At 71.2% G+C, this 16,514-nt stretch carries 15 protein-coding genes; 4 read left to right on the forward strand and 11 right to left on the reverse strand.

What is annotated here, in order from left to right; all coding sequences use genetic code 11:
• Positions 1-23: 23 nt before the first annotated feature.
• Entirely contained in the window at positions 24-701 is a 678-nt protein-coding gene (locus tag ACIBK3_RS01460) for a class I SAM-dependent methyltransferase (RefSeq protein ID WP_399360679.1), read from the reverse strand.
• Positions 702-815: 114 nt separating this feature from the next.
• The gene (locus ACIBK3_RS01465) at positions 816-1,715 is read right to left on the reverse strand and encodes an acyltransferase domain-containing protein (protein ID WP_399360682.1); all 900 of its coding nucleotides are present in this window, start codon (positions 1,713-1,715) and stop codon (positions 816-818) included.
• 77 nt (positions 1,716-1,792) lie between these two features.
• On the opposite strand from ACIBK3_RS01465, the gene ACIBK3_RS01470 reads away from it, so the two are divergent.
• The gene (locus ACIBK3_RS01470) at positions 1,793-2,059 is read left to right on the forward strand and encodes a DUF6343 family protein (protein ID WP_399360684.1); all 267 of its coding nucleotides are present in this window, start codon (positions 1,793-1,795) and stop codon (positions 2,057-2,059) included.
• Between the two features lie 80 nt (positions 2,060-2,139).
• Here ACIBK3_RS01470 and ACIBK3_RS01475 read toward each other — a convergent pair whose 3' ends face one another.
• From ACIBK3_RS01475 to rpsA, 5 genes are all read right to left on the reverse strand, one after another.
• Positions 2,140-2,520 (reverse strand): tetratricopeptide repeat protein, encoded by a 381-nt coding sequence (locus ACIBK3_RS01475; RefSeq protein ID WP_399360686.1) that lies wholly within the window; start codon positions 2,518-2,520, stop codon positions 2,140-2,142.
• A 50-nt stretch (positions 2,521-2,570) separates the two neighbouring features.
• Entirely contained in the window at positions 2,571-3,188 is a 618-nt protein-coding gene (coaE, locus tag ACIBK3_RS01480; protein WP_399360688.1) for a dephospho-CoA kinase, read from the reverse strand.
• A gap of 78 nt (positions 3,189-3,266) precedes the next feature.
• On the reverse strand, positions 3,267-4,205 hold the full coding sequence (locus ACIBK3_RS01485; RefSeq protein ID WP_399360690.1) for a PAC2 family protein: 939 nt from the start codon (positions 4,203-4,205) through the stop codon (positions 3,267-3,269).
• A gap of 138 nt (positions 4,206-4,343) precedes the next feature.
• Positions 4,344-5,951, reverse strand: coding sequence for a flavin monoamine oxidase family protein (locus ACIBK3_RS01490; RefSeq protein WP_399360692.1), 1,608 nt, complete (start codon positions 5,949-5,951; stop codon positions 4,344-4,346).
• 179 nt (positions 5,952-6,130) lie between these two features.
• Positions 6,131-7,639 (reverse strand): 30S ribosomal protein S1, encoded by a 1,509-nt coding sequence (gene rpsA / locus ACIBK3_RS01495; protein ID WP_399360693.1) that lies wholly within the window; start codon positions 7,637-7,639, stop codon positions 6,131-6,133.
• Positions 7,640-8,066: 427 nt separating this feature from the next.
• On the opposite strand from rpsA, the gene ACIBK3_RS01500 reads away from it, so the two are divergent.
• A complete protein-coding gene (locus ACIBK3_RS01500; RefSeq protein ID WP_399362049.1) occupies positions 8,067-8,876 on the forward strand; it encodes a class I SAM-dependent methyltransferase in 810 nt (269 codons plus the stop codon).
• Positions 8,877-9,004: 128 nt separating this feature from the next.
• Positions 9,005-11,566 (forward strand): ATP-dependent helicase HrpB, encoded by a 2,562-nt coding sequence (gene hrpB, locus ACIBK3_RS01505; protein WP_399360695.1) that lies wholly within the window; start codon positions 9,005-9,007, stop codon positions 11,564-11,566.
• Here the strand turns inward: hrpB and ACIBK3_RS01510 are convergent.
• From ACIBK3_RS01510 to ACIBK3_RS01520, 3 genes are all read right to left on the reverse strand, one after another.
• Positions 11,556-12,551 carry a DUF3068 domain-containing protein gene (locus ACIBK3_RS01510; protein WP_399360697.1) on the reverse strand — a complete coding sequence of 332 codons (996 nt, stop codon included), beginning with the start codon at positions 12,549-12,551 and terminating at the stop codon, positions 11,556-11,558. The two genes, hrpB and ACIBK3_RS01510, sit on opposite strands and share 11 nt — an antisense overlap.
• Positions 12,552-12,572: 21 nt before the next feature.
• Positions 12,573-12,707: an SPW_0924 family protein gene (locus ACIBK3_RS01515; RefSeq protein WP_399360699.1), complete on the reverse strand. Its 135-nt coding sequence runs from the start codon at positions 12,705-12,707 to the stop codon at positions 12,573-12,575.
• Between the two features lie 170 nt (positions 12,708-12,877).
• Positions 12,878-14,644 carry a lytic transglycosylase domain-containing protein gene (locus ACIBK3_RS01520; protein WP_399360702.1) on the reverse strand — a complete coding sequence of 589 codons (1,767 nt, stop codon included), beginning with the start codon at positions 14,642-14,644 and terminating at the stop codon, positions 12,878-12,880.
• 317 nt (positions 14,645-14,961) lie between these two features.
• On the opposite strand from ACIBK3_RS01520, the gene ACIBK3_RS01525 reads away from it, so the two are divergent.
• The gene (locus tag ACIBK3_RS01525; protein WP_399360704.1) at positions 14,962-15,816 is read left to right on the forward strand and encodes a DUF4184 family protein; all 855 of its coding nucleotides are present in this window, start codon (positions 14,962-14,964) and stop codon (positions 15,814-15,816) included.
• Here the strand turns inward: ACIBK3_RS01525 and ACIBK3_RS01530 are convergent.
• Entirely contained in the window at positions 15,740-16,126 is a 387-nt protein-coding gene (locus tag ACIBK3_RS01530) for a hypothetical protein (protein ID WP_399360706.1), read from the reverse strand. The two genes, ACIBK3_RS01525 and ACIBK3_RS01530, sit on opposite strands and share 77 nt — an antisense overlap.
• Positions 16,127-16,514 lie beyond the last annotated feature (388 nt).

The following is a 16,514-nucleotide window of genomic DNA, read 5'->3' on the forward strand; positions in this document are numbered from 1 at the left end:
TAGACCGACCCACGCTCCGAAACTCATCGCCGTACGGCACGCACCCAGATCCGGTCCTCCGTCAGGTACTTGTCCACCTCCAGCCCTGCCTCCGCCAGTGCCTCCTCGAACTGTTCCGTCGTCAGCGGGCGGGCCAGGAAGGTCTGGGTCCAGGTCGCGTCCGGGAACTCGTACTCCGCGTGGACCGAGTTGACCCCGTCGCCCACCGGCTGCGACGACACGATCCGCACGGTGATTCCGCTGGGTTCGACCCGTTCGCGGGGCACGTTGGTGTGGTAGTCCTCTCCCTCACGTTGGATGAGCACACAGCCGTCCGGCGTGACATGCCTCGCGCAGGTGCGCAGCAGTTCCTGCCGCACCCGGACGTCTCCGGCGTGCACCAGGAAGGACGCGAGCAGCACCACGTCGAAGGTCTCCCCCAGGTCGAGGTCCTCGATGGGGCTGCATATCGTGCGCGCTCCGCGGACGCGCTCCAGCATCTCGGGGGACTCGTCCACCGCCGTGACCGTGAAGCCCCGCTCCAGCAGCGGGTGGGTCATGCGCCCTACGCCGCAGCCCAGTTCCAGGATGCGTGCGCCCGCGGGCACGGCTGCGGCGATGATGTCCGGCTCGGGTCCCAGCGGCAGCCGTGAGTACAGCTCGACCGCACAGCCGTCCGGGGTGATGGCCCCGGGCCCCGTCCCCTTGTGTCCTGCTCGCATGTTCAGCTCCATGCCCGTCCAACGGCCCACCCCCGCACGCCCGTTCCGCACTCGCACAGGTTCACCCGTGAGAGTGGCGAGTGACGAACGGCGGCCCGGCAGGCCCGTCACGACTCACCAGGGAAACCACCCATGCCCGATGTACCAGTGTCCGCCCGCCCGCAGATGATCACCCACGGCCCGTTCCACGGCCGTACGCCGCGGCAGTGTGTCGATCGGCAGGTCAGGGTTCCCGAACACGAATCGGACCGGTTCCGTGTCCGCGGGCTCCGTGTCCTCGCTGGCGATCCGGAAGCGCTCCTGGAACCGGACGATGCGGGAGTCCTCGGGCAGGTACCGCTTCAGCTGCGGGTCGAGCAGCCAGGAGTGACAGAGCGCGGCCCGGTACTTCTCCTCGGGGTAGTGCCGCGCGAAGAACTCGGCCGCCAGCGCCAGTGAGCGGTCGCAGGCGGCCGGTGACAGCGGACCGAGGAAGCCGGGGATGTGCAGGTTCAGACAGGGCGTGCCCGGCGCCGCGTCCAGCCCGGCGGAGGCCATCATCCGCCCCGTACGCTCCCCGTGCCGGGTCCGCTCGAACTGGAGCCGGCCCAGTTGGTACAGCTCGCCCCGGAAGTGGTGGGTGAGCCAGCGCGGGGCCTGCACGCCCGGCAGGCCGTGCCGCCTGCGGTGCAGGGCCATGTTCCGCCCGAGGTCGGCGAGGGTGCGCCGGGACACGTCGGCGGGGATGCCCCGCTCGCGGTGGTGGGCGCGGGTGTGGGGCAGCGCCGCCACGAAGACGTACGCGGGGAAGCAGCGCTGCAGGGGACCCGACGCCCAGTCGAGCTCGGGCAGGTCGATCCCGGCGCCGGTCTCTCCCATGTCCCGGACGAGTTCCCCGACCGACGCCTCGAGGAAGCGCAGCAGCTCCGGGTCGTCCGTGACTCTTCGGCCCATCCGGACGAGCTCGCTGATGTCCTCGTGCGGTACGGCCAGGTCCAGCAGCACCTCGGCCAGCTCATCGGCGTCCGGAAGCACGCGGTGACCCCCTGTTCCGACCTCGTTGGTGAGCGTCCGTTCCGAAGGGTACTTTGCAGACAGGAGTAGTGATCCGGATGCGCACAGGAAGTGAGCCGACGACCGCGCGCAGTGCCCTGCGGGCGCGGATGTGGCTGAGCGTGTGGGGTGTGGTCTGGACGATCTTCGGTACGGCCGCGTTCGCGCTGGCCGGGCGTACCGGGTGGGCGATCGCCTGCGGGGTTCTGTGGCTGGTGATCACCGTCGACCTGGCCCTGATCCTCCGGCACATCCACCAGGGCCCGCACTACCAGCCGGGCCCGGACGTCCCGCCGTACCGGCCCCCGGAGGACCGCCACCGCTGACGGACCGGCCGTCCGCTCTCATCGACACAGGCCCTCCGGGTCACCCCGGTCGGTCTCACCGCCCTGGCCCCACGCAGGCCTCACGACTCGAAGCGTGCCGCCTTCAGGAACTCCGGCTTCGGGTCGAGCGCCGCCGCCAGCCTGAAGTGGCGCCGGGCCTCGTCGGGCCGGCCCTGACGCTCGTAGGTCCGGGCGAGCGCGAAGTGCGCGAACGCGTTGTCCGGCTCGCGTTCCAGGACGATGGTGAACTCAAGCTCGGCGGGTCTCAGTTGCGCGGCGGCGAAGAAGGACCGCGCGCGCAGCAGCCTGGCCGCGGTGTTCTCGGGGTGCGCGGCGATCACCGAGTCGAGCAGCTTCACCGCGCCCCGCGGGTCCCGTGCGGCGAGCAACTGCTCGGCGGCACGGAAGTCGATGACATGCGTCTCCGGAGTACGTCCGGTCGATCCGCTGGTCTCGGGCACGGCAAAGTCCTTCCCTCACTGCAAGGATTCAACGCCCGGACCGGGAGCCGCTATTCCTGTGGAGTCTGCGACGCGTGTGCTCTGCGTACCAGGTCGGCCCATACCTCGCCCACCCGTTCCCGCAGGTCGTCCAGGGGTACCTGGTTGTCGATGACGATGTCCGCGATCTCCAGGCGCTTCTCGCGCGTCGCCTGGGCGGCCATCCGCGCCCGGGCGTCCTCCTCGGTCATGCCGCGCAGCCGGACGAGGCGGTCGAGCTGGGTCTCCGGGCTCGCGTCGACGACGACCACGACGTCGTACAGCGACGCGAGGCCGTTCTCCGTGAGCAGCGGGACGTCGTGGACGACGACGGCGTCCTCGGCGGCGGCTTGTTCCAGCTCGCGGGAACGGGCGCCCACCAGGGGGTGGACGATCGAGTTCAGGACGGCGAGCTTCTCGGGGTCGGCGAAGACGATCGCGCCGAGTCGGGGCCGGTCCAGGCTGCCGTCCGCGGCGAGCACGTCCGTCCCGAAGGCCTCGACGACCAAGGCCAGGCCGGGCGTCCCCGGCGCGACGACCTCGCGCGCGATACGGTCGGCGTCGATCAGCACGGCACCGCGCTCCACGAGCAGCCGTGACACCTCGCTCTTGCCGGCGCCGATCCCGCCTGTCAGACCCACCTTCAGCATGAGCCGAAGCTTAGGGCCTGCCACTGACATCGCACCCGCCGGGAGCCGAAGCTCCTGGCCGTCCAGCCGCCTTGCCGTCTAGCCGTCGCCCTCCCGCTCCGCCAGGAACTTCTCGAACTCGCGGCCGATCTCGTCCGCCGAGGGGATCTCCACGGGCTCGGCGAGCATGTTGCCGCGGGTCTCGGCGCCCGCGGCGGCGTCGTACTGGTGCTCGAGGCCCTGGACGAGGGCGACGAGTTCGTCGTCGCCCTCCTGGATCTGGCGGTCGATCTCGGTCTGCGTGCGGTGGGCATCCGTGCGCAGGGCGTGCGCGATGCCCGGGAGAACCAGGCCGGTCGCCCCCGTGATGGCCTCCAGGACGGTCAGCGCCGCGTCCGGATACGGGGAGCGGGCGATGTAGTGCGGCACGTGCGCGGCGACGCCCAGGACGTCGTGTCCGGCCTCCATGAGGCGGTACTCGACGAGGGACTCGGCACTGCCGGGCACCTGCGCCTCCTCGAAGGGGCTGCGATGGCCGGGGACGAGCCCCGTGCGGTTGCCGTGCGGGGTGAGGCCCACCGGGCGGGTGTGCGGGACACCCATGGGGATGCCGTGGAAACTCACCGACAGCCGGACGCCCAGCCGCTCCACGATCTGCTGGACGGCCGCGGCGAAGCGTTCCCACTCCACGTCCGGCTCGGGCCCTGACAGCAGCAGGAAGGGCGCCCCGGTGGCGTCCTGGACCAGCCGTACGTCGATGGTGGGCTCCTGGTAATCGGCCCAGCTGTCACGCTTGAACGTCAGCAGCGGGCGCCTGGCGCGGTAGTCCACGAGCCGATCGTGGTCGAAGCGGGCGACGACCTGGTGGGGCAGCGAGTCGAGGAGCCGGTCGACGATCTGGTCGCCGGTCTCGCCCGCGTCGATGTATCCGTCGAAGTGGTAGAGCATGACAAGGCCGGCCGATTCCTGTGCGAGCGCCATGTCGACGACAGCCAGGCCCTTCGGCTCCCATGCGTACAAACCCTGCGGATCAAGCACTGTGACCGCTCCTCCTCGTGTTCGTACTCCACAACGCGCTGCAGGACGTGGGCATTCCCGCCCACGTCCCTGATCAGGCCTCTTTTACCGGCCTTTCATACGCAGCGTTGTGGGCCCTCATCGCGCCGCGGCGGCGTCTCAGGAGGAGAGCACGCGCGCGTGGAGGGCCGTGACCGCCTTGCGGGCCGACGTGAACGCACCGTGCTGCCAGGCGTCGGTGTGGCTGAGCCAGTCGCCGGCGAACCAGACGCGTCCGGTGGGCTCGTTCAGCGGTTTGTAGCGGACGTCGTCGGGACCGCCGGGTGTGTTGTGCCACGCGGCCTCCAGGTGGGGTGTCTGGCGCCAGTGGTGGGAGAAGGAGGAGGCGAGTTCGGTGCGGTACTTCTCGCCGTAGATCTTCACTCCGGCGGCCACCGCCCGCTTCTCGCGCCCCTGGGGGGTGAGCTCGGCGTACGAGTCCGCGTCGTCGCCGTAGTTGTAGTAGCCGATGAGGACGCCGCGCTCGCCCTGATAGCCGTACGACGGATGCCAGATGTGGGTGACGTCCTGGTCGGTCTCGGTGATACCCCCGTAGATGCCGTGATCGAGCTCCCACCAGCGGGACTTGTACTCCAGGCCGATCTTGGCCGCGGACGACGGAGTGATCGCCTCCAGCGCGCTCTGTACGCCGGAGCCGAGGTTGTGCGGCACCTTGGCGAGGATGTTGGGCGGCAGTGCGGCGACGCAGTAGTCGGCCTCGACGACCTTCGTACGGCCGCCCTGGGTGTACGTGACCGAGACGCCGTGCCCGGTGTCGGTGATTCTCGAGACCACCGCGCCGGTCCGCACGCGACGGGCCCCGACGGCCCGGGTGAGCGCCTTGGGTATCTGGTCCATGCCGCCGACCGGCTGGAACATCAGCATGGCCTGGTCGAAGCCGAACTCGAAGGAGAAGTAGCGTCCGACGCCGCTGGCGAGGACCTCGGAGGCGGTGGGGACGTCCCCGAGCAGCACGCCGGGGGTCCCGGCGGCGGCGGGGACGGTGGTGTACCCGCGGCGTTCCCCGCCCGTGTACGTCAGCTTGTCGCCGAGTTCGCCCCAGTCCTCCAGGAAGTCGACGAGGCGCTCCTTGTCGTCGGCCGTCAACTCCCCGTCCAGAGCACCCTTGTTCGTGGCCTTGGCGAGCAACTCGGAGACGTAGCCGTAGACGTCGGCCTTCGCGGTGCGGTACCGCTCGGGCCTGGTCATGCCGGCGGACTCGTTGTAGAGGTACGCGTCCGCGTTGACGTTGGTGAACACCTCCAGGGGGACACCGAGTTCGCGGCAGTAGTCGAGGGTGACCATCCACTGGGGGATGCGCGCGGGACCGGCGTTCATGTAGTGCCCGTCGGCGAAGCGCGCGGTCTGCCTGGTGCCGTGGAGATCGGTCGTGGTGTCGCCGCCGCGCACGGTGAAGTTGCGTCCGCCGGTGCGGTCTCTGGCTTCCAGGACCGTACAGTCGTAGCCCGCCTTGCCGAGTTCGTAGGCGGTGGTGAGCCCGGCGATGCCGCCGCCGACGATGACGACCTTGGCGGCGGCTCGTCCCGTGAGCGTGAAGTCGCCGGCGCTGAGAGGCCGGAAGGACTGTTCGCGCTGGGCGGCCTGGGCGGTGGGTGCCAGGCCGAGGGCTCCCATGGTGGCGAACATGGCGCCGGCGCCACCGGTGAGCCCGACGTTGCGCAGGAACGAACGCCGACTGGTGCCGGGCTCGCTGTGCGTCTGTGCCATGTGTTCGGCTCCCTCTTCGATCATGAATGACCGGGGAAGCCTCCCAATGGCCGGTTACGGCCCATCAGTTGCTCGTGTAACCCACACGTTTCTGCAAAAGGGGCGACGGAGAACGCACTGAGGGCCCGCATCCCAGGGGATGCGGGCCCTCAGTTCAAGAGCTACAGCTCAGTGGGCGTTCAGCTCTGCCCACCCGCCAGCTTCTCGCGCAGCGCGGCAAGCGCCTCGTCCGACGCGAGGGCACCGGAGGTGTCCGCACCCTCGGAGGAGTACGAACCGCCGCCGCCACCACCGGAGGCGGCCGGAGCCGCACCCGCCGTGTCGCCACCCTCGGCGGCAGCCGCAGCGTCCGCCTCGCGGGACTTGATGACCTGCTGCTGGTGCTGCTCGAAGCGGGTCTGCGCCTCGGCGTACTGGCGCTCCCACTCCTCGCGCTGCTTCTCGTACCCCTCGAGCCAGTCGTTGGTCTCGGGGTCGAAGCCCTCGGGGTAGATGTAGTTGCCCTGGTCGTCGTACGACGCGGCCATGCCGTACAGCGTCGGGTCGAACTCGACCGAGGCCGGGTCGGAACCGAAGGACTCGTTGGCCTGCTTCAGGGACAGCGAGATCCGGCGACGCTCGAGGTCGATGTCGATGACCTTGACGAAGATCTCGTCGTTGACCTGGACGACCTGCTCCGGGATCTCCACGTGGCGCTCGGCCAGTTCGGAGATGTGGACCAGACCCTCGATGCCCTCGTCCACGCGGACGAACGCACCGAACGGAACCAGCTTCGTGACCTTGCCGGGCACGACCTGGCCGATCTGGTGGGTGCGGGCGAACTGCTGCCACGGGTCTTCCTGGGTCGCCTTCAGCGACAGGGAGACACGCTCGCGGTCCATGTCGACGTCGAGGACCTCGACCGTGACCTCCTGGCCGACCTCGACCACCTCGGAGGGGTGGTCGATGTGCTTCCAGGACAGCTCGGAGACGTGGACCAGACCGTCGACGCCACCCAGGTCCACGAAGGCACCGAAGTTGACGATCGAGGAGACCACACCGGAACGGACCTGACCCTTCTGGAGGGTCGTGAGGAACGTCTGGCGGACCTCGGACTGGGTCTGCTCCAGCCAGGCACGGCGGGACAGAACCACGTTGTTGCGGTTCTTGTCGAGCTCGATGATCTTGGCCTCGAGCTCCTTGCCCACGTAGGGCTGGAGGTCGCGAACGCGGCGCATCTCGACCAGGGAGGCCGGGAGGAAGCCACGGAGGCCGATGTCGAGGATGAGACCACCCTTGACGACCTCGATGACGGTACCGGTGACGATCCCGTCCTCTTCCTTGATCTTCTCGATGGTGCCCCAGGCACGCTCGTACTGGGCGCGCTTCTTCGAGAGGATCAGGCGGCCTTCCTTGTCCTCCTTCTGGAGAACAAGGGCCTCGATCTCGTCACCGACGGCGACGACCTCGTTCGGGTCGACGTCGTGCTTGATCGAGAGCTCGCGGCTCGGGATCACACCTTCGGTCTTGTAACCGATGTCGAGCAGGACCTCGTCCCGGTCGACCTTCACGATGACGCCGTCGACGATGTCGCCGTCGTTGAAGTACTTGATCGTCTCGTCGATCGCGGCGAGGAAGGCTTCCTCGTTACCGATGTCGTTGACCGCTACCTGCGGGGTGGTGGCGGTGGTCTCGGTGCTGCTCGTCATGTGGGAAAGGGCTCCGGTACGGACATTGAAGTCGTAGGTACTGCTTACGCCGGGAGCCCGTTTCGCTCTGCAGAAGCCGGACAGCCAAGGAAGCGCCCCACCAGAAAACTGGTGATGCGCCTCGACAACCGAGGGGACATACAACAGATGCGAGCGCAGCCTGCTACGTCTGAGGAGCGCAGGCCCGCAGCGCAACTTGTAGCATACGGGGGCAGCCAGGCAGGGTCAATGCGCGAAGGCGCACACCCGGGGCGGATCGCCGCATACCCGGCACAAAACCTGTCTCACGAGGCCACGCGGGGCGGATGACGTCCCACAGGTGCCGCGCCGTCGGCGGGTCCGGACGGCCTCAGGCCGCAGACGGAAGCAGCCGGAAGCCGACAGAAGCCGACAGAAGAGGCCGCAGATCAGTACGAGGGAGCCGATCATCCAAGAGCCCGAAACGACCGAGCCGGTAGCCACCCGGCGCGCGGCCGATGTCACGGAGAGTTCCCGGGCCAACCGGGGCTGGTGGGACCGCAACGCGGACGACTACCAGGTCGAGCACGGCACGTTCCTCGGGGACGACCGTTTCGTGTGGGGCCCCGAGGGTCTCGACGAGGTCGAGGCCGGGCTGCTCGGCCCGCCGGAGGAGCTCAAGGGCAGACAGGTCCTGGAGATCGGTGCCGGCGCGGCCCAGTGCGCGCGCTGGCTGGCCGCGCAGGGGGCTCGTCCGGTCGCCCTGGACATCTCCCACCGCCAGCTCCAGCACGCGCTGCGGATCGGCGGCGCCTTCCCCCTGGTGTGCGCCGACGCGGGCGCGCTGCCCTTCGCGGACGGTTCCTTCGACCTGGCGTGCTCGGCTTACGGGGCGCTGCCGTTCGTCGCCGACCCGGTGCGGGTCCTGAGGGAGATGCACCGGGTGCTGCGTCCCGGCGGCCGTTTCGTCTTCTCGGTGACGCACCCGATCCGCTGGGCCTTTCCGGACGAGCCCGGCCCGGAGGGGCTGTCGGTGGCCGCCTCGTACTTCGACCGCACGCCCTACGTCGAGCAGGACGAGGAGGGCCGCGCGGTCTACGTCGAGCACCACCGCACGATCGGCGACCGGGTACGCGACGTGGTGGCGGGAGGTTTCCGCCTCGTCGACCTGGTCGAGCCGGAGTGGCCGGCCTGGAACACGTCCGAGTGGGGCGGCTGGTCCCCGTTGCGCGGGAACCTCATCCCGGGCACGGCGATCTTCGTGTGCGAGCGGGACTGAGAAGGCCCCGTCTACGCGCGCGTAGCGGGACTGACAAAGCCCCACCTACGCGCGCGTGCGACGGAAAACGGATAAGTGAACGCACGCGCGCGTAGGGGGCTTTTCGCGGGCGTACGACACTAGGGGGCGTGATCCGTTACGACGCCCTGGACGCCCTTCCCGTACGCAGCGCGCTGCCCGCCCTGAGCGACGCCCTGGACGGACACGGCACCGCCGTCCTCGTCGCGCCGCCCGGCACCGGCAAGACGACCCTCGTGCCGCTCGCGCTGGCCGGGCTGCTGGGCGAGGGGCCGGCGCGGCGGGTGGTGGTGGCCGAGCCGCGGCGGATCGCGGCGCGGGCGGCGGCACGGCGGATGGCGTGGCTGCTGGGCGAGAAGGTCGGCGAGAGCGTCGGTTTCACCGTGCGCGGGGAGCGGGTGGTCGGACGCCGGGCGCGCGTGGAGGTCGTCACGACCGGTGTGCTGCTGCAACGGGTGCAGCGGGACCCGGAGCTGGCCGGTGTCGACGTGGTGGTGCTGGACGAGTGCCACGAGCGGCATCTGGACGCGGACACGGCGGCGGCGTTCCTGTGGGACGTGCGCGAGACGCTGCGGCCCGAGCTGCGGCTGGTGGCGGCGTCCGCGACGACCGACGCGGACGGCTGGGCACGGCTGCTGGGCGGGGCGCCGGTGGTCGAGGCGGCGGGGGTGTCGTATCCGGTGGAGGTGGTGTGGGCGCCGCCGGCGCGTACGGTACGGCCGCCGCACGGGATGCGGGTGGATCCGGCGCTGCTCGCGCATGTGGCGGCGGTGGTGCGGCGGGCGCTGGCCGAACGCTCCGGTGACGTGCTGTGCTTCCTGCCCGGCGTGGGCGAGATCGCGCGGGTCGCCGGGCAGCTGGGTGCTCTCGGGGCCTTCGGGGAGGTCGACGTGCTCCAGGTGCACGGGCGGGCGCCGGCGGCCGTGCAGGACGCGGTGCTGGCTCCCGCGCGGCGGCGCCGGGTGGTGCTGGCGACCTCGGTGGCCGAGTCGTCGTTGACGGTTCCCGGGGTGCGGGTGGTCGTCGACTCGGGGCTGGCGCGGGAGCCGCGGGTCGATCACGCGCGCGGGCTGAGCGCGTTGACGACGGTACGGGCGTCGCAGGCGGCCGGGCGGCAGCGGGCGGGCCGTGCCGGGCGGGAGGCGCCGGGGGCGGTGTACCGGTGCTGGGCGGAGGCGGAGGACGCCCGTCTGCCGCGTTTCCCCGCCCCGGAGATCAAGGTGGCCGACCTGACCGCGTTCGCGCTGCAGGCGGCCTGCTGGGGCGATCCGGACGCCTCCGGGCTGGCGCTGCTCGATCCGCCGCCGGGCGGTGCGATGGCGGCGGCGCGGTCGGTGCTTGCGGCGGTGGGGGCTGTGGACTCCGCCGGCCGGGCCACGGAGCGGGGTCTGCGGCTGGCCCGGCTGGGACTGCATCCCCGGCTGGGGCGGGCGCTGGCGGACTCGGCGCCGGTGGTGGGCGCCGAGCGGGCTGCCGAGGTGGTGGCTCTGCTGAGCGAGGAGCCGCCCCGGGAGTACGGGGATGACCTGGCGGCCGCTGTGCGGGCTGCTCGGCGTGGGAGCGACGCCTACGGGGGACGGTGGCGCGCGGAGGTGCGGCGGCTGCGGGCCGACGCGGCCGAGTTCGCGCGCCCGCCCGGTGCCGGCTCTCTTCCAGGGGCTGTCAACGGGCGGTCCGTGCGCACCACGGAGGAAAGCGTCGCCGGTCTCGTCGCCGCTCTCGCCTTCCCCGAGCGGATCGCGAAGCGGGTCACTGAGGCGGACGGCGGTTCCTATCTCATGGTCTCCGGTACGCGCGCCGAGATCGGTCAGGGCACCGGGTTGCGCGGTGCCGCCTGGATCGCGATCGCGGTGGCTGACCGGCCCGTGGGCACGGGGCACGCGCGCGTGCGGCTCGGAGCCGTCGTCGACGAGGAGACCGCCCGGGGCGCGGCCGGCCCGCTGGCCGAGGAGCGGGAGGAGGTCCACTGGGCCGACGGGGACGTGGTGGCGCGGCGCGTGGAGCGGCTGGGGGCCGTCGAGCTGGCGGTCCGGCCGCTCAGGAACGCGGACGCCGCTGTCGTACGGGAGGCGCTCGTCGAAGGACTGCGGCAGGAAGGGCTCGGGTTGCTGCGGTGGTCGCCCGAGGCCGTCGTCCTGCGGCAGCGGCTCGCCTTTCTGCGGCTGCACCGCGGGGAGCCGTGGCCCGATGTGTCGGACGATGCCCTGCACGCGCGCGTGGACGAATGGCTGGAGCCGGAGCTGGGCCGGGCACGGCGGCGCGCCGATCTCGCGCGGATCGATGCCGGGCAGGCGCTCACGCGGCTGCTGCCCTGGGCCTCCGGGGACGCCGCGCGGCTCGACGAGCTCGCCCCGGAGCGGATCGCCGTGCCGAGCGGGTCCCGGATCCGGATCGGCTACGACCGTCCCGAACAGCCCGTGCTGGCCGTGAAGTTGCAGGAGATGTTCGGCCTGCAGGAGTCGCCCCGGGTGGCCGGGGTGCCGCTGCTCGTCCATCTCCTGTCCCCCGCCGGGCGGCCGGCCGCCGTCACCGCCGATCTCGCCTCCTTCTGGAAGGACGGCTACAAGGGCGTGCGGGCGGAGCTGCGGGGCCGGTATCCGAAGCACCCGTGGCCCGAGGACCCGGCGTCCGCCGAGCCGACGCGGTACACCAACGCCCGGCTCAGGCGGTGACCGGTTCCGGTTCCGGTTTCTCGGCCGCGGCCGGGGCGCCCGGGTGGCGGCCGCGGGCCTCCAGGTACAGCGACAGCGCCAGGAGCAGGACGCCGAGGATCAGGAAGCCCCAGGGAAGGTACGAGGTCAGCAGCAGGACCAGGGTGCGGTTGGACTTGACCAGGTCGACGGTGTGCTCGATGTAGTCCTCGCGCATCTTCACGTGACCGGCGAACGCCGTCACCTTCTCCCGGCCGCCGAGCAGGCTGCCGCCGCGCAGCTCCTCGTTGTGGATCTCCTCGCCGTAGACGGGGGCGCCGGTCAGCGGTTCGACCCAGAACTTGCGGACCGTCGTGTACCAGCGGGTGGTCCCGGTCTTGGCGACCGACTCGGGGGTGATGCCGGCGACGGGCATGGCCTTGGGGAAAGCCACCTTGGTCCAGGGGATGGTCTGCTCGAAGTAGTAGACCTCGACGCCCCGGAAGTGCTGGGTGCCCTTGTAGTGGATGGGTGCCGTGACGCGGGCCTGCGCGTCGAAGTACTCGTAGTCCCGTTTCTCCGTCAGGAACGGCCACTTGAACTCGATGCCCTCCCGTTTGACCGGGTCACCGTCGACCGCCTCGCCGGTGGCGTGGACGGGTTCCTGGGTGTGGGCGTCGAAGATGTACCGCTCGGGGATCTTGGAGACCATCGTGCCGTCGGGCCCCTGCACATAGGACAGGCCGTCCCAGACGACGACGTCCCTGCCCGCTGTCTTCTCGATCTGCTCGGAGGCCTCCACGTTGCCCCTGAGGGTCTGCACGATGGTGACCTTGGGGACCTTCTTCGCCTTCATTCCGTCGTTGTAGTCCAGGAGGGTGGCGTCCTTCGCCTCCAGGACCATGTCCTGGTACTGGTTCGCCGGGATCTTCGCGAGGCGCGGGAAGGCGTACCAGCGCAGCAGCGGGGACAGCGCCGCGAAGAACACGGCGAGGGCGAGCAGGATCAGACTGGCCTTGCGGCGCATCTCGGTCTCCCTCCCGAGTCGTTACGGGTGTGCGGGCACCGTCGTCAGCAGCGGTTTCGGGGACGTGGTGCCCGTGGGCGCGCCCATGGCCGTGATCGTGAGGACCATGGCGAACGCGACGGCGAGACCGGTCGCGGCGGCGATCAGAGCACGCATGCCTGCCTCCGGCGAGCTGGAACTGATACATCGTCAGGTCCGGCACCGTAGCAACGGGCGGGTGAGATGAGAACACGTCGCACACACAACGGCGGCGCCCCTCCGAGGAGGAGCGCCGCCGTGGTCGTACGCAGGACCCTGGGCGAAGGACCGCGCGGGGATGCGCGGGACTATGCGCTGGGGCTCGCCGAACCGCTGCCCGACGGGGACGGACTCGGTGACGGCGTGTCGGCCGCCGCGACGGTCAACGGGACGTTGACCGAGGCACCGCCCGCGGTGGTGACACGGAGCATGTACGTACCGGCGGTGTCGTCGGCGTACAGCTTCGGCAGTTTCAGCAGGCCGTTCGCGTCCGTCTGCAGTCCCGTGAGGGTGCGTACGGTCTTGCCGTCCGCGTCCTTGAAGTAGGGGCCCTTGTCGTTCTCGGTCGGGTCCAGCGCCGACTTGATCAGGGTGGCGGTGACCGCGACCTTGTCGGCGACCTCGCCCTGGTAGGTGGCCTTCACCTCGACCTGGTCGGCGAACTCGCCGCCGGGGGTACAGGTCAGCGCGGTGTCGCTGGTGCGGGTGACGGCGTCGGCGGTGCGCTCGGTGACAGTGGCCGTGTAGTCGAGGCTCTTGACCGTGCGGCCGACGACGGTGACGCGGACCGTGAAGTCACCCGTCTTCTCACCCGCCTTCAGCGCGGGCGCGACGGCCACACCGGTGCTGTTGGTGACGATCGTGGCCACGCTCTCGCCGCCGGTGAAGGTGGTGTCGGTGGTGCCGACGATGGTGAAGCGGATCCGGACCCTGGCGACGGCCTCGCCGCTCTTGGTCTCGGCCCGGGCGCTGACCCTCTTGGCGAACGCGTCGCCCGCCTGCGCGGTGAGCTTGGCGGTGCCCGCGTCCTCCAGGTGGTCCACCGTGTCGGTGGAGGTCGGGGGGGTGGCGGGGGGCGTGCTCGGCGGGGTGGTGGACGGCGGGGTCGTCGCGGGCGGCTTGGGGATCTGAGGACTCTGGGGACTCGGGGAGCCGCCGCCGGGTTTGCCGGGCCTGTGCGGCCGTTCCGTGGCCGGGGACGTCGAGTTGGGACTCGTCGTTCCGGCGATGCCGTCGCTGCGGTTGCCGGGGAGGCTGCCCGTGCCGTCGGGGACCTCGTGGGTGCCCTTGCGGTAGTAGTCCAGCCACGTCAGGACCGTGTTCAGGTAGTCCTGCGAGTTGTTGTAGCTGAGGATCGCGCTGCTCAGGCCGGCGTTCGTGGACAGGTCCCAGCTGTTGCGGCACAGGTAGTGGCCGGCCGCGAGCGCTGCGTCGTAGACGTTGTTGGGGTCCTTCACGCCGTCGCTGTTGCCGTCGCGGCCCGCCCACGCCCAGGTCGACGGGATGAACTGCATGGGGCCGACGGCCTGGTCATAGCTGCTGTTGCCGTCGTAGGCCCCGTTGTCGGTGTCCTTGATCAGCGCGAAGCCGTTGCCGTCGAGCTGCGGGCCGAGGATCTTGGAGAGCGTGGTGCCGTTGGCGTCGACCTGGCCGCCGCGGGCCTGGCCCGACTCGACCCTGCCGATGGCGGCGAGGAGTTCCCAGGGCAGGTTGCAACCGGGCTTGGCCGACCGCAGTGCGGCCGCGGCCTTCTTGTAGGCGTCGAGGACGGTCGCGGGAATGCCCGCCTCCGTCTCGCCCTGGGCGGCGGCGGGCGGCCCGACGGTCGGCGAGGGGCTCGGGGTGTTGAGCGGCGGCAGGTCCGTGTAGTACGGCGAGTTGCCGGTCGCACCGCCCCCGTCGGCACCGGCACCGGCACCGGCTTCGGCTGCGGTGTCGGCGCCGCTGGTGACCGGTCTGTTCTCGTCGGCCGTCACCCCCGGAGCCTGAGAGGCGGACAGGGCCGCGACCGCGGCCGCGGCCACGGCGGTGGTTGCCGCCCCTTTGCGCAGCCTCCTGCCGAATTGCGCCGCCATAGAGTGAACTCCTCCCGTGGACGCCCGAGCGCCCGTGTGCCGGTAACCCTCGTCCGTTGTGACGGTCGACCCACCCCGGTGGTTGCCCCCGCGGCGGGCCCCGTTTTCTGTTCGCGTGTTCGACTCCGAGCTCCCTGGCCCGGCGACCCAGGCGACCCTATGACAACTTCCTTGACGGAGACACCCGTTCGTGCCCGATATTCACCGATTGGCCACGCGGGCTTGTGTCCTCGGTCGCCCTGCGTCCCGTCCCGCATATTGTGTTTCCCTGATCAACGGGCCTTTCGGTCCCGCCAACACCTGTTGTGGGAGCCTCGTTGCCGTTCACTTTGAGCCATGCGGCCGCCGTCCTGCCCGCCGTGCGCGCTGACGGGAGCGGCCGGGGCCCGCTGGTTCCGGCGGCGCTCGTGGCGGGTTCCTTCGCCCCCGACATGACCTATTTCGCGGCGAGTGCCGTGTCCGGGGGGATGGAGTTCGGCGCCGTGACCCACTCCTTCGCGGGCGTCTTCACGGTCGACGTGCTGATCGCCTGGGCGCTGGTCGGGCTGTGGCTGCTGGTGCGCGAACCGCTGGTGGCGCTGCTGCCGCCGGCCAGGCAGGTCCGGGTGGCGGCACTCCTGCGCTGCGGGACGCCACGCGCGCGCGTACGGCCGTCCTCCGTGCTGTGGTGGTACGTCTCCGCCGCGCTCGGCGCACTCACCCACGTCGTGTGGGACGCGTTCACCCACCTCGACCGGTGGGGGATGCGGCTGTTTCCCTTCCTGGGCCGGGAGGTGGCGGGCTCCCCCTTGTACTGGTACCTGCAGTACGGCGGTTCGGCGGTCGCCGCGGCCGTCATCGCGGTGTTCGTGGCGCACGCGCTGCGGCGGACACCGGGGACGGTCCCGGTGGTGGGGGTCGCGGTGCTGTCCGTACGGGACCGGTGGTGGGCCCTGGCCGTGATCGGCGGCTGTGCGACGGTCGCGGCGGTGCAGCGGGTGACCCAGTGGTGGGAGTACTGGGGTTCCACCGCGAAGCCCTGGGAACTGATTCCCCCGCTGTGCTTCGGAGCAGGCGCGGGGCTCGTCCTCGGCGTGCTGCTGTACGCCGCCGGGGTCAGGGCGTGGCGTCCCGCCCCGGTGGCCGACGGTACGGCGGCGGCTGGGGATCGGAGCGGCCGGGCCGCCCGATGACGGCGGTGAACACCGTGATCGCGGGCACCGGGCGGGACCGTGGCAGCAGGGTGAGCGCCCGGGCGAGGTAACCGCGGCCCCGCCCGGCCCACAGCCGCCACACGGACGCCTCGCGGCCGTGCCCTACGGCCTCCCGGTCCCGTTCGACGAACCGGTACCGCAGCGCTGCGACGGCGCGACGCAGGGTCTTCGCGAGACGGGCGACGATGCGGGTGGAGCCTTGGGCGAGTCCGGGTCCGGGAGCGGGTCCGGGTCCGCGTCCGGGAGTGTCGGAGCTGCGCGGGTCCGTTGCCGGACTCGGTGCGGTCATCCGGCGCAGGGCTGTCGCCAGGTCGGTGGGGACGCGGGCGGTGCTTGCGGCGGCCGCGACGGCCGGGATCGGTGGCGGCGGCGATGACGAGGCGGATGCGTTGTGCGCCTGTAGCTGTAGCTGTGCCTGCCTCCGCCTCTGGGCCCTCCGGCGGTGAAGCATGCGTATACCCATGCCCGCATCCTGGCGGGAAGCGATACCGGGGGGCGCCCCCGCGGGGGCCACACGGGTGACGGGGCGTGCGGGGGCTGCCTGCTTACGGGGCGGGGCCCGTGTCGCGGCCCGGAGGGCGGGGCCAGAGCCTACGTGCCGCTACCGGCCTCGCCCCGACAGCCACCCCCCGCCGCCTCAGCGGCACGACCGCACGCAAGCCACGGCCGTATCCCCG

This window comes from Streptomyces sp. NPDC050287, assembly GCF_044459385.1.
Classification (GTDB): domain Bacteria; phylum Actinomycetota; class Actinomycetes; order Streptomycetales; family Streptomycetaceae; genus Streptomyces.

Excerpts from the sequence above, each read along its gene's own strand:
- ACIBK3_RS01460 (WP_399360679.1), bottom strand. The coding sequence starts at position 701 with ATGCGAGCAGGACACAAGGGGACGGGGCCCGGGGCCATCACCCCGGAC.
- ACIBK3_RS01470 (WP_399360684.1), top strand. The coding sequence starts at position 1,793 with ATGCGCACAGGAAGTGAGCCGACGACCGCGCGCAGTGCCCTGCGGGCG.
- coaE (WP_399360688.1), bottom strand. The coding sequence starts at position 3,188 with ATGCTGAAGGTGGGTCTGACAGGCGGGATCGGCGCCGGCAAGAGCGAG.
- ACIBK3_RS01490 (WP_399360692.1), bottom strand. The coding sequence starts at position 5,951 with ATGGCACAGACGCACAGCGAGCCCGGCACCAGTCGGCGTTCGTTCCTG.
- rpsA (WP_399360693.1), bottom strand. The coding sequence starts at position 7,639 with ATGACGAGCAGCACCGAGACCACCGCCACCACCCCGCAGGTAGCGGTC.
- ACIBK3_RS01510 (WP_399360697.1), bottom strand. The coding sequence starts at position 12,551 with ATGCGCCGCAAGGCCAGTCTGATCCTGCTCGCCCTCGCCGTGTTCTTC.
- ACIBK3_RS01515 (WP_399360699.1), bottom strand. The coding sequence starts at position 12,707 with ATGCGTGCTCTGATCGCCGCCGCGACCGGTCTCGCCGTCGCGTTCGCC.
- ACIBK3_RS01520 (WP_399360702.1), bottom strand. The coding sequence starts at position 14,644 with ATGGCGGCGCAATTCGGCAGGAGGCTGCGCAAAGGGGCGGCAACCACC.
- ACIBK3_RS01530 (WP_399360706.1), bottom strand. The coding sequence starts at position 16,126 with ATGACCGCACCGAGTCCGGCAACGGACCCGCGCAGCTCCGACACTCCC.